The 12,264-nt window shown below is 53.1% G+C and carries 9 protein-coding genes, 5 tRNA genes and 1 pseudogene; 9 read left to right on the top strand and 6 right to left on the bottom strand.

Features of this window, described 5'->3' with window-relative positions; translation table 11 throughout:
- The first annotated feature begins 24 nt into the window (after positions 1-24).
- Both cobT and ldtA read left to right on the top strand, forming a co-directional pair.
- Complete coding sequence (gene cobT, locus F0Q32_RS05725; protein WP_149462299.1) at positions 25-1,080, top strand: nicotinate-nucleotide--dimethylbenzimidazole phosphoribosyltransferase; 1,056 nt, start codon at positions 25-27, stop codon at positions 1,078-1,080.
- 141 nt (positions 1,081-1,221) lie between these two features.
- Positions 1,222-2,151, top strand: a complete 930-nt coding sequence (gene ldtA, locus F0Q32_RS05720; protein ID WP_149462298.1) for a L,D-transpeptidase — start codon at positions 1,222-1,224, stop codon at positions 2,149-2,151.
- 44 nt (positions 2,152-2,195) lie between these two features.
- Here ldtA and F0Q32_RS05715 read toward each other — a convergent pair.
- A tRNA-Asn gene (locus F0Q32_RS05715) sits at positions 2,196-2,271 on the bottom strand.
- Positions 2,272-2,334: 63 nt separating this feature from the next.
- Here F0Q32_RS05715 and F0Q32_RS26760 point away from each other — a divergent pair.
- From F0Q32_RS26760 to F0Q32_RS05705, 3 genes and pseudogenes are all read left to right on the top strand, one after another.
- Positions 2,335-2,517: pseudogene (locus F0Q32_RS26760) on the top strand (DUF5951 family protein).
- Entirely contained in the window at positions 2,465-3,889 is a 1,425-nt protein-coding gene (locus tag F0Q32_RS05710; RefSeq protein ID WP_149462297.1) for an EmmdR/YeeO family multidrug/toxin efflux MATE transporter, read from the top strand. The pseudogene F0Q32_RS26760 and the gene F0Q32_RS05710 overlap by 53 nt, the downstream one beginning before the upstream one ends.
- Before the next feature lie 139 nt (positions 3,890-4,028).
- Positions 4,029-4,104 (top strand) — tRNA-Asn (locus tag F0Q32_RS05705).
- 88 nt (positions 4,105-4,192) lie between these two features.
- Here the strand turns inward: F0Q32_RS05705 and F0Q32_RS05700 are convergent.
- Together F0Q32_RS05700 and shiA are read right to left on the bottom strand one after the other, a co-directional pair.
- Positions 4,193-5,641, bottom strand: coding sequence for an AMP nucleosidase (locus tag F0Q32_RS05700; RefSeq protein WP_149462296.1), 1,449 nt, complete (start codon positions 5,639-5,641; stop codon positions 4,193-4,195).
- Between the two features lie 114 nt (positions 5,642-5,755).
- Positions 5,756-7,069 carry a shikimate transporter gene (gene shiA / locus F0Q32_RS05695; protein WP_149462295.1) on the bottom strand — a complete coding sequence of 438 codons (1,314 nt, stop codon included), beginning with the start codon at positions 7,067-7,069 and terminating at the stop codon, positions 5,756-5,758.
- 291 nt (positions 7,070-7,360) lie between these two features.
- Between shiA and F0Q32_RS05690 the strand changes: the two genes are divergently transcribed.
- A complete protein-coding gene (locus F0Q32_RS05690; protein ID WP_149462294.1) occupies positions 7,361-8,437 on the top strand; it encodes a glycosyltransferase family 9 protein in 1,077 nt (358 codons plus the stop codon).
- A 56-nt stretch (positions 8,438-8,493) separates the two neighbouring features.
- Here F0Q32_RS05690 and F0Q32_RS05685 read toward each other — a convergent pair.
- A tRNA-Asn gene (locus F0Q32_RS05685) sits at positions 8,494-8,569 on the bottom strand.
- A 309-nt stretch (positions 8,570-8,878) separates the two neighbouring features.
- Here F0Q32_RS05685 and nac point away from each other — a divergent pair.
- Both nac and cbl read left to right on the top strand, forming a co-directional pair.
- The gene (gene nac / locus F0Q32_RS05680; RefSeq protein ID WP_015963906.1) at positions 8,879-9,796 is read left to right on the top strand and encodes a nitrogen assimilation transcriptional regulator NAC; all 918 of its coding nucleotides are present in this window, start codon (positions 8,879-8,881) and stop codon (positions 9,794-9,796) included.
- A 101-nt stretch (positions 9,797-9,897) separates the two neighbouring features.
- Positions 9,898-10,848, top strand: a complete 951-nt coding sequence (gene cbl / locus F0Q32_RS05675) for an HTH-type transcriptional regulator Cbl (protein WP_149462293.1) — start codon at positions 9,898-9,900, stop codon at positions 10,846-10,848.
- Between the two features lie 38 nt (positions 10,849-10,886).
- Here the strand turns inward: cbl and F0Q32_RS05670 are convergent.
- Together F0Q32_RS05670 and mtfA are read right to left on the bottom strand one after the other, a co-directional pair.
- Positions 10,887-10,962 (bottom strand) — tRNA-Asn (locus F0Q32_RS05670).
- 100 nt (positions 10,963-11,062) lie between these two features.
- On the bottom strand, positions 11,063-11,860 hold the full coding sequence (gene mtfA / locus F0Q32_RS05665) for a DgsA anti-repressor MtfA (RefSeq protein ID WP_149462292.1): 798 nt from the start codon (positions 11,858-11,860) through the stop codon (positions 11,063-11,065).
- A gap of 90 nt (positions 11,861-11,950) precedes the next feature.
- Here mtfA and F0Q32_RS05660 point away from each other — a divergent pair.
- Positions 11,951-12,040: transfer RNA gene (locus F0Q32_RS05660), tRNA-Ser, on the top strand.
- Positions 12,041-12,264: the final 224 nt, after the last annotated feature.

The following is a 12,264-nucleotide window of genomic DNA, read 5'->3' as shown; positions in this document are numbered from 1 at the left end:
CTTAACGGAACATCGGGGAAAAAGATGCAAACACTCTCAACGCTGCTCGCCGCCATTCCGGCGTTAGATAGCGCCGCGATGGCGCAGGCGCAACACCATATCGACGGGTTGCTTAAACCGCCGGGAAGCCTGGGACGCCTGGAAGCGCTGGCGATACAGTTAGCGGGCATGCCGGGGCTAAAAGGTAAGCCGCAGGTCGCGCAAAAAGCGATTCTGGTGATGTGCGCCGATCATGGCGTCTGGCATGAAGGCGTGGCGATTTCGCCGCAGGTGGTCACTGCGATTCAGACCGTTAACATGACGCGTCATAATACCGGCGTTTGCGTACTGGCGGCGCAGGCGGGGGCGAAAGTGCATGTGATTGATGTCGGGATTGACGCCGATCCTATCCCTGATGTGGTGAACATGAAAGTGGCGCGCGGCAGTGGCAACATTGCGCGTGGCCCGGCAATGCGCCATCAACAGGCGCAGGAATTGCTGCTGGAAACCATCCGCTATACGCAAAATCTGGCACAGCAGGGGGTAACGCTGTTTGGCGTTGGCGAGTTGGGCATGGCGAACACCACGCCCGCCGCGGCGATTGTCAGTGTGTTAACGGGCGCCGATCCGCAGGAATCCGTAGGGATTGGCGCGAACCTGCCCCAGGCACAACTGGCGAATAAAGTGGATGTGGTGCGACGCGCAATCGCGGTTAATCAGCCCAATGCGGCTGATGGCGTGGATGTGCTGGCAAAAGTGGGCGGTTTCGATTTAGTCGGCATGACGGGCGTGATGCTGGGTGCGGCATCCTGTGGTCTTCCGGTGGTACTGGACGGCTTCCTTTCTTACGCCTCGGCGCTGGCTGCGTGTCGAATCGCCCCCTCGGTCAAACCGTATCTGATCCCCTCGCATCTGTCGGCGGAGAAGGGCGCACGTATCGCGCTGGAAGCATTACAGCTTGAGCCGTATCTCAATATGCAGATGCGTCTGGGTGAAGGAAGTGGGGCGGCAATGGCGATGCATATCGTGGAATCCGCCTGCGCTATTTATAACAACATGGGGACGTTAGCCGAAAGTAATATCGTCCTGCCAGAGAAGTAATCTTTTCCTCACCGCTCCGCACTGGAGCGGTTTCGCTTAGCCTATATAAAATTCCCCTCGTTAATCACTGCTTTTATCAGCGGAAGGTGAACAAAAAAGCTATAATTAACAATTATCTTTCACGGCTGAGGAAGGGAAATTATGCGTCGTGTCAAACGGTTATGCTCCGCTATGCTGCTGCTTGCCAGCCAGAGCGTTCTGGCGGTGACCTACCCGCTGCCCCCGGAAGGAAGCCGACTGGTCGGTAGCCCGTTAAAAATCATCGTCCCTCTCGACAGTAACTTCCCGCTGGAAGCCTTCGCCGCCCGCTATGGGCAGGGGCTGAGCAATATGCTGGAGGCCAACCCTGGCGTGGATGTTTATCTTCCCGCGCGCGGTACGACGCTGACCATCCCGCAGCAGCTCATCCTTCCCGATACACCGCGAGAAGGTATCGTGATTAACGTCGCGGAGATGCGCCTCTATTACTATCCACCAGACGGCAGCAGCGTTGAGGTGCTGCCGATTGGTATTGGCCAGGCAGGGCGTGAAACGCCGCGCAACTGGGTAACGAAAGTGGAGCGTAAGCAGGAAGGACCCACCTGGGTGCCGACGGCCAATACGCGCCGTGAATACGCCAAAGAGGGCAAAACGTTGCCTGCGATGGTGCCTGCCGGGCCAGAAAACCCGATGGGGCTGTACGCTATATATATTGGCAGGCTGTATGCCATCCACGGCACCAATGCGAATTTTGGTATTGGCCTGCGCGTAAGCCAGGGCTGTATTCGCCTGCGCAATGACGATATCAAATATTTATTTGATACGGTGCCGGTGGGCACACGGGTGCAAATTATTGACCGCCCGGTGAAATACACCACCGAACCAGACGGTAGCCGCTGGCTGGAAGTTCACGAGCCGTTATCCCGTAACCGCTCAGAATATGAATCAGATAAAAAAGTCCCGCTCCCGGTCACGCCAGCCATGCAGGCTTTCGTGCGCGGAGAAGGGGTAGATGCTAACCGGGCGCAAAGCGAAATGCAGCGCCGCTCGGGCATGCCGGTGAATATCGGTGCGGGAAGTGAGCGTTTCTGATTTGCAGATAGCAAAAAGCCCGCTAAAAGCGGGCTTCTCGAATTTGGCTCCTCTGACTGGACTCGAACCAGTGACATACGGATTAACAGTCCGCCGTTCTACCGACTGAACTACAGAGGAATCGTTGTGGAGGCACATATTAGCGGCGAAAAAAATTTTGTCAAACACCAATTCTGGCTGTTCATGCTGATTGCCGATTCCGTCAACAATTTGTTGTAATTACCGACAAATATTAAGGAAAAATGTTTTGCAGGATCCGGGTTTCTCCCTCATCATTTGAAATGGAGTTTCAACTTTCTCACTAAGGTCCACTTTGAACGTCACTACCGCGCTCCGTCAGGCCGTCGCACGCACGCCCTGGTATAAAAAACGCAAAAGCTATCGAGTCCTCTTCTGGCGTGAAATCACCCCCCTTGCTGTACCTATTTTTCTGGAGAATACCTGCGTCCTGCTGATGGGGGTATTGAGTACCTTCCTGGTGAGCTGGCTGGGGAAAGAAGCGATGGCAGGCGTCGGGCTTGCCGACAGTTTTAATATGGTGATCATGGCTTTTTTTGCGGCTATCGATCTCGGGACAACGGTGGTGGTCGCCTTTAGTCTGGGTAAACGTGACCGGCGGAGGGCGAGGGCGGCTGCACGACAGTCACTGGTGATTATGACCTTGTTTGCCATTGTGCTGGCTGCGGTCATCCACTATTTCGGCAGTGAGATTATTAATATTGTCTCGGGTGAAGCGACGCCGGAAGTAAAAGGTCTGGCCTTAACCTACCTTGAACTGACGGTGCTGAGTTATCCGGCGGCGGCGATTGCGTTGATTGGTAGTGGCGCGCTGCGTGGCGCAGGGAACACGAAAATTCCGCTGATGATTAACGGTGGAATGAATATTCTCAACATTATCATCAGTAGCATCCTGATTTACGGCGCGTTTTCCTGGCAAGGATTGGGGTTTGCGGGCGCGGGGCTGGGGTTAACCATTTCGCGCTATATCGGTGCGGCAGCGATTATCTGGGTGCTGATGATTGGCTTTAACCCGGCGCTGCGTATTCCGCTGAAAAGCTATCTGAAGCCGCTGAATTTCGCCATTATCTGGGAGGTGATGGGGATTGGTATTCCGGCGAGCATTGAGTCGGTGCTGTTTAATGGCGGGAAATTACTTACCCAGATGTTTGTTGCCGGAATGGGGACTAACGTTATCGCAGGTAACTTTATCGCCTTTTCCGTGGCGGCGCTCATTAACTTGCCCGGTAACGCCCTGGGTTCGGCATCGACTATCATCACGGGTAAACGTTTGGGTACCGGGCAGATTGGTCAGGCGGAACGCCAGCTGCGCCATGTCTTCTGGATGTCGACCATCGTACTGACGGCCATTGCCTGGGGCACCGCGCCATTTGCAGGGCTGTTCGCGTCATTCTATACCCAGGAGCAGGATGTAAAAGAAGTGGTGAAAGTGCTGTTGTGGCTGAACGCTGCCTTTATGCCGATCTGGGCCGCATCCTGGGTGCTGCCCTCAGGCTTTAAAGGCGCGCGTGATGTGCGCTTTGCGATGTGGGTATCAATGCTGGGGATGTGGGGCTGCCGGGTAGTGGCGGGCTATACGCTGGGTATTGTGCTCGGTATGGGCGTCGTCGGTGTGTGGTTAGGGATGTTCCTCGACTGGGCAGTCCGTGGTGCGCTGTTCTACTGGCGACTGGTCAGTGGCCGCTGGCTGTGGAAATACCCGCGCGTGAAGATGGAGTAAGCGCCACTGCTGTGAAAATCATCAGAAATCGATGATTTTTAACCGAAGTGTGGAATAAAGCAGCAAACGGTATTTTTTTGTGAAAACAGGCTTTGACAACCCCGGGGCACCCCGTTAATATTCGCCCCGTTCACACGATTCCTCTGTAGTTCAGTCGGTAGAACGGCGGACTGTTAATCCGTATGTCACTGGTTCGAGTCCAGTCAGAGGAGCCAAATTTAGAGAAGCCCGCTTTTTAGCGGGCTTTTTGCTTTTCTGCGTTCAGTAAAAAAAACGGGCCGTGGCGGCCCGTTTATCGCCTTATCACCGGAATGGTGGCTCGTTAAAGGTTCTTAGCTTACGCGAATGCAGCTTGTCACCTTCGGCACGCAGCAGGTCAATTGCGCGAATGCCAATCTGCAAGTGCTCGGAAATCGCCCCTTCATAGAAACGGTTTGCCTGGCCCGGCAGTTTAATTTCGCCATGCAGCGGTTTGTCAGAGACGCACAACAGGGTGCCGTAAGGTACGCGGAAGCGATAACCCTGGGCGGCGATAGTGGCGCTTTCCATATCAATCGCCACGGCGCGACTGAGGTTAAATCGCAGCGCGGAAGCCGAATAGCGCAACTCCCAGTTACGATCGTCCGTCGTCACCACGGTGCCGGTGCGCAGACGTTGTTTAACCTCTTCGCCTGGCATACCGCTGACCTGCTTGGTGGCGTCATAGAGGGCACGCTGCACCTCGGCAATGCTTGGTATGGGAATGTCGGGCGGCAGCACCGCATCCAGCACGTGGTCGTCGCGCAGATAAGCGTGCGCCAAAACGTAGTCGCCAATGGTCTGGCTTTCGCGCAGACCACCGCAGTGGCCAATCATCAGCCAGACATCCGGGCGCAGCACTGCCAGGTGGTCACAGATGTTTTTGGCGTTCGACGGGCCTACGCCGATGTTAATCAGCGTGATCCCCTGGCCGTCAGCAGTAATGAGGTGCCACGCTGGCATCTGATGTTTTTTCCAGGCCAAATCGGAAATCGCCTGTTCCGGCGCTTCCGTATCCGCAGTGATCCAAATTCCCCCGGCGCAGGAGAGCGCAATATACGGGCTTTCCGGGTCGAGAATCTGGCTACAGCCCCAACGGACAAACTCATCCACATAACGGGTGTAGTTGGTGAACAATACAAATGGCTGGAAATGTTCTACCGGCGTGCCAGTGTAGTGACGCAGGCGGGCGAGCGAGAAATCCACACGGCGCGCGTCAAAGTGCGAAAGCGGATAGAACTCGGTGGGATGGAAAATGCCATCCGCTGTTTCATCGCCAATTTGCGCCAGCTCCGTGGTGGGGAAAAAGCGCGTCAGGTCGGCACTCATGGAACGGTCGAGCATTAAGCCGTCGATCACGTACGGATACGGGATCTCATGCTGCGACAGGCCCACCTCAATGTGTGCATCATAATCTTCATGCAGCAACGTGAGCTGTTCCAGCAGGTAAGGGCGGAACAAGGTGGGGTGCGTGATGGTGGTGGTGTAACACCCGGAGTGGGTAAAGCGGCCAAAGGCGCGCGTTTTCTGTGCTTTGTGCGCGTTACCGCTCCATGAAACCGAGAGCTGGGGGTAGACAAAAAGCCCCTCGGCGCGTGCTTTGGCATCAGGCAGCGAATGATTATCAATGTACACGGAAATGGCATTACGCAGGGCGGTGACCGACTGGTCATACAGTGCCTGAAGTTTTTCCAGGGCTTGTTCAGGCGTCAGGCTTGCGCTCGTAGTATTCATCCTTCGCTCCTTGTGTCAGGTCTGCGGCGTTTTTCGATAGTATGTCAGCCTCAGATGAAACAAAAGCGTCAGAAGACGCCTTTGTCACAACTGATTAACCTTTAAGCAAGATGCTCAGGCCTGCGGCTTATCCTTCATCAGCAGGGCAGTGGCTGCGGATATCAGGCAGCCAGCCAGCAGGTAAATGGCTACGCTGTGCCAGTCGCCACCCGAGAAGGTGACCAGTGCTGCGGCGATGAACGGTGTGAATCCCCCGCCAACCACGCTTGCGACCTGATAACCGACACCGGCGCCGCTGTAACGATAGCCGGCGCCAAACATCCCGGTGAACATGGGCTGCTGAACGCATACCACCATGTCATGCGCGACGTTAGCCAGCATGATGGCGAAGAACACTATCCAGAAAAGGGATTGCGCTTCCAGCGCCATAAAGAACGGGAAGGCGCTTATCGTGCCGGTTAATGCGCCAATAATGTAGACGCGGCGTCGGCCGAAGCGATCGGCGAGCCAGGCAAAGAAGGGGATAGTCAGACAGCTTACGCCACCGACCAGCAAACCGATGTTGAGGAACAGTTCGCGGGGCAGCCCGAGATTTTGCGTTGAGTAATTGAGGGCGAAGGCAGTGACGATGTACATGGTCAACAGTTCGCACAGGCGTAAACCGATAATCTTCAGGAAAGCGCCAGGATGACGAACCAGCGCTTCCATAACCGGCAGGCGTTGTTTGACCGGCGGCGTTTGCTGCTGTTGTTCGAATTCCTCGGACTCTTCCATTCCGTTACGGACCCATAACGCGCCAAGCACCAGTACAACGCTAAACAGGAAAGGAATGCGCCAGCCCCAGGTCAGGAACTGTTCGTCAGTGGTGAGCATGCTGATAAGCGAAACCAGCCCGGTGGAAAGCAGCAGCCCTACGCCATAACCCACCTGCACGCCGCTGCTGTAGAACGCTTTTTTATTCTCTGGCGCGCTCTCTACCGAGAGCAGTGCCGCGCCGCCCCATTCACCGCCAACGGCAAACCCCTGGATAGCGCGCAGCGTGACCAGCAATGCGGGCGCCCGCCATCCTGCCGACGCAAAGGAGGGCAGCAGGCCGATTAACGCCGTCGCGCCGCCCATCATCCAGACGGTCAGCATCAGCATACGTTTACGGCCAAGACGATCGCCGAAATGACCAAAGATCACTCCGCCGAGTGGGCGAAACAGGAATCCAACGCCGAAGGTCGCGAAAGCTGCCAGCGTGCCCATCGCCGGGCTAACCTGTGGAAAGAATTCTCGGTTGAACACCAGCGCGGCGGTAATGCCATAAAGCAGAAAATCGTACCAGTCGACGACGGCTCCGGCAAAACTGCCGAGTGCGGCGCGTCGGGCGCGGCTAAGTGAAGGTGTTTTCTCCTGAAGACGCGTGGAGGTGAGGGTGGAATCCATAGTTATCCTGTCTGTAACGTCTTTTTCTTATATTTGTAAATAAAATTGTACACATTGCGCCAGTTCATAACTGGTTCTTATGAGACTACCGCGACTGACGCATCAGGGGAATGGTTTTATGTACTGAATTTTTATGTAACGGTAAGATTACACTTAGTTACGCACTAAAATTATTCATTTTTTCAAAAGGGTTCACAAAACGATGCGCAGAACGATGAAGTCGATGGCGATAGATCTGATAGACTGCGGCGAAATGTAATATTTCATTCGACAGGGAGTTGTCGCTACTCAATGCCATTACTAACGATGTTCAGGAATATCATATTTAGTTTTTATGATTATAATGCCAAAAGCATTCATATTAATGATGTGAAATTTGTTGTTATTCACATTCCCGACCAGATTGGGGATGCCATGGCGATTTATCCTCTGATTCGCGCACTGGAGCAACAACCCATAGCACATCTGCTAATTGTGTCATCCACGCTTAATAAACCTGTATTTGAGGCTTTGACATTAAATAACACAAAGCTAACTGTCACAACGATGACGATGCAGGACCACGCCACGATTGCTGAAATAAAAAAACTCGCGACGGCAATAAAAGAGCAATATGGTACGCCTGACCTTTGCATCGAAGCAATGCGTAAAAAGAACTTCAAAACTATGGTTTTTATCCGCACGCTAAAAGCTGGAACTAACTTTCAGGTCGTGGGGCTAACTCAGAAATGTTATTCCCCATTATGCAAGATAGCCTCAAGAATGGATCAGCATCTTCGCGCGCCTGTCCCTATGACCTGGGCGACGTTAATGAGAGATGCGGGTTTTCCTGCTGTTGCTGCGAAGTATGAATTCCCGCTAAGCACTGAGTCCATCACAGAAGTGCGTAAAGAGATGGGGGCGTTGGGGCCATATATCGCTATGAATTTAGAAGGCAGCATTGCGGCGAGAACATTTTCATACGCTGTTGCGCAGAATCTGATTGCGATAATTCAACGTATATGTGATATGCCGATTGTCATTGTGCACGGCCCCAAAGGTATTGAGAGTGCGGAAAAACTCGTGGAATCGCGCCGTAATGTTTATCGATTAACACTACCCCCTACACTGATGCGATCGGCGAGCATTATTAAAGACGCTTTTCTGGCTATCACACCGGACACATCAATATTGCATATGGCCAGTGCTTACAATATACCGGCTATTGCGATTTACGTGGATTATAAAACACGCTGGCCGACGATGCAGGATATTGCAGAGAACATTGTGGTGGGGAAAGATATTGATCATATCAATATGAATGAGTTTGAAGTCACGTTAAGACGTATTTTGATGAGGATCGACAGGCAATCGCGTTCTGTGGGGTGACATATAACTTTCTGCCGAAAAGCAAAAAGCCCGCAATAAGCGGGCTTTTCTAAATTTGGCTCCTCTGACTGGACTCGAACCAGTGACATACGGATTAACAGTCCGCCGTTCTACCGACTGAACTACAGAGGAATCGTGTGAACGGGGCGCATATTAACGGGGTGCTTCTGGCTTGTCAAAGGGTGTCTCTCCACTTTGTGTTCGTTTGCTGACAATTTCAGCAATTCACGGGTGATTGGCTATTTTTTCGTTGATTTGCACCGGGGTGGTGCGAATTTACCCCTAATGGGGCAGATCAACATCTTCTGACTGCCTGCGAAAATGCGCTTATCGATTGGAAAGCCTTGTTACGCGCCCGTGACGCCTTTTCTTAAAAAGCTGGCAAGCATCTTGCAACTCCTTCGATATCTAAACGCCATTGTTGGCAGTACAGGAGGCAAAATGAACTTAAGACGACTGAAGTACTTTGTGAAAATCGTCGATATCGGTAGCCTGACCCAGGCCGCTGAAGTGTTACATATCGCACAGCCCGCACTGAGCCAGCAGGTTGCCACTCTGGAGGGGGAGCTCGATCAGCAATTACTGATCCGCACTAAGCGCGGCGTTACGCCAACGGAAGCGGGGAAAGTGCTTTATACCCATGCGCGTACGATATTGCGCCAGTGTGAGCAGGCGCAGCTGGCGGTGAATAATGTCGGGCAAACGTTAAGCGGCCCGGTCTCCATTGGTCTGGCGCCGGGTACAGCGGCATCGTCCATCACCATGCCGCTGTTGCAAGCCGTGCGTAACGAACTGCCGGAAGTGCTGATTTATCTTCATGAAAACAGCGGCGCGGCGTTGAATGACAAACTGCTGAGCGGCCAGCTGGATATGGCGGTACTTTACGACCGCTCTCCCGTGGCGGGCGTTAACAGTCAGCCGTTGCTGAAAGAAGATCTCTACCTGGTTGGCACGCGTGATTGTCCGGGACAGAGCATCGATTTAACGGCAGTTGCTGAAATGAACCTGTTCCTGCCGCGCGACTACAGCGCAGTCCGTGCCCGGGTAGATGAAGCATTTTCGCTGCGTCGTCTGACGGCCAAAATCATTGGTGAGATAGAATCTATTTCTACGCTGACGGCGGCGATTGCCAGTGGGATGGGCGTCACCGTTCTGCCAGAGTCCGCCGCGCGAACGCTATCACAGGCGGCAAATGGCTGGATGGCCCGGATCACCACGCCATCAATGAGCCTGCCGTTGTCGCTAAATATGTCAGCCCGTGGACAGCTCTCTCCACAGGCGCAGGCGGTGAAAGAAATTCTAATCTCGCTGGTCAGCCGCCCGGCGCTGGATAACCGCGAATTGCAGCTGGTGAGCTAACGTATATTCTTTTAAGTAATAAGTTGCTGGTTTTTATTATTTGTTAGTGGACGCGACAGACTTTAACAATAGTGCAATGTCTGTTTGACCCGGAGGGGAAGGTGAACTTCCAGCAACTAAAAATAATTCGTGAAGCAGCAAGGCAGGATTACAACCTGACTGAAGTTGCCAATATGCTATACACGTCGCAATCGGGTGTAAGCCGTCATATCCGTGAGCTGGAGGAAGAGCTGGGGATTGAGATCTTCATCCGCCGCGGAAAGCGACTGCTGGGGATGACCGAACCGGGTAAAGCGTTGTTGGTGATTGCCGAACGTATTCTGAATGAGGCAAGTAACGTTCGACGTCTTGCCGATCTTTTCACCAACGATGGTTCGGGCGTTCTGACGGTCGCAACCACGCATACCCAGGCGCGCTATAGCCTGCCACCGGTGATTAAAGCTTTTCGTGAAATATTCCCTGATGTGCGTCTGGAACTGGTCCAGGGAACACCGCAGGAAATTGAAACGCTGCTACATAACGGTGGCGCGGATATTGGCATTGCCAGCGAGCGATTGAGCAATGACAGTACGCTGGTGGCTTTTCCCTGGTTCCGCTGGCATCACCATGTGCTGGTACCGCAGGATCATCCTCTGACGCAAATCACGCCGCTGACGCTGGAAGCCATCGCGCGCTGGCCGCTTATTACTTATCGCCAGGGGATCACCGGGCGCTCGCGTATTGATGAAGCCTTCAACCGCAAAGGGCTGTTGCCGGATATCGTGCTCAGCGCGCAGGACTCAGACGTTATCAAAACTTACGTTGAACTGGGGCTGGGCATTGGGCTGGTCGCTGAACAGTCTGGCGATCTTCAGGAGTCCGGCAAACTGGTGCGACTGGATACGCATCATTTGTTTGATGCCAACACGGTGTGGCTGGGTCTTAAACGCGGGCAGCTACAGCGTAACTATGTCTGGCGTTTTATCGAATTGTGTAATGCTGGGTTATCGCTGGAGGAAATTAAGCGGCAGGCGATGGAGCCTGATGAGCTGGCGCTGGATTATCAAATCTAAAAAGCAAAAAGCCCGCGATAAGCGGGCTTTTCTAAATTTGGCTCCTCTGACTGGACTCGAACCAGTGACATACGGATTAACAGTCCGCCGTTCTACCGACTGAACTACAGAGGAATCGTGTGAACGAGGCGAATACTACTGGCCTCGTAATATTGTGTCAACACTAAATTTAACTGACTGATTCAATTGCATGAATTTAGCGCAAGCTGTTGTTTTAGTGAACTACAGGCGAAATATCTTCCTGCGTGTCGTTATCTCGCAAACGCGTGAGCGGGTCCTGGCGGTAGAACTGGCAAAAACGCTGCCACAGTGCCGGAAAGCGCGGAGCGAAAAGTTCGGGGGCGCTGAAAAAATACTCGGACAGCACGGCGAAACACTCTGCTGGATCAGTAGCCGCGTAAGCATCAATGCTGGCGGCGCTTTCACCGACTAAATCAATCTCATCCTGAATATTATCCATCGCTGCATGGAGATCGTGCTCCCAGCCCGCGACTTCACGCAGAGGTATTAACGGAATGCCACTGGCGCGATCGCCATTACGGGTATCGAGTTTATGTGCGACTTCATGGATAACCAGGTTGAAGCCGGATGCGTCGAAGGAGTCCTGAATGTCGAGCCAGTTAAGAATAATGGGCCCCTGTTGCCAGCTTTGGCCGGACTGCACCACGCGTTGATTATGCACAAGGCCAATATCATCTTCCCATTCATCATCCACCACGAAGGGGGCGGGGTAGATGAGCACCTCATGGAAGCCATCAAGCCATTCAAGCCCCAGCTCCATTATCGGCAGGCAAAACAGCAGCGCAATACGTGCCTGAGTGATAGGCTCCAGCACTAATCCCTGAAGAGGAACCAGCCGCTTTTGCTGCAAAAAACGATCGGCAAGCACGCGGAGTTTGCTTTGTTCATCTGCGCTGAGATTGGCTAAAAGTGGGACGGAGAACGCTTGTTCCCACGGGATGTCGGTTTTTTCAGCAGACTCATCTGCCTTCCAGGGCCATTTAATCATCATTTTGCTCGCAAACTCGTCACTTGAACGCAATTGAAGAGACTGGGTCTGTTAAAATGCCAAATAACCTGGCATCATGGCAACCATCAAAACGGAGAGATGCCAGAGCGGCTGAATGGACCGGTCTCGAAAACCGGAGTAGGGGCAACTCTACCGGGGGTTCAAATCCCCCTCTCTCCGCCACTATTCAAGCACTTACCGCAATAATTTTCAGTGACTCAACTCGCATTGAGGTAATCTGAGAGAATCCCAACCTAAAATCTTCCGTCAATTGCTCATTGCTTTACGTCAGTATTAGCAAAAAAAAGGATGCACGCCTTGCGCACACCCTTTATTGGCTTAAAACCGGATTAATCCTTATACGCTTCCTGTCTTTTCTTACGTCAACCACGGATGCAAAACAAACT

This window comes from Pseudocitrobacter sp. 73 (assembly GCF_008369545.1).
GTDB classification, from domain to species: domain Bacteria; phylum Pseudomonadota; class Gammaproteobacteria; order Enterobacterales; family Enterobacteriaceae; genus Pseudocitrobacter; species Pseudocitrobacter vendiensis.
Note: the sequence above shows the minus strand (reverse complement) of the source record. Positions and strands in the feature narration are given on the sequence as shown.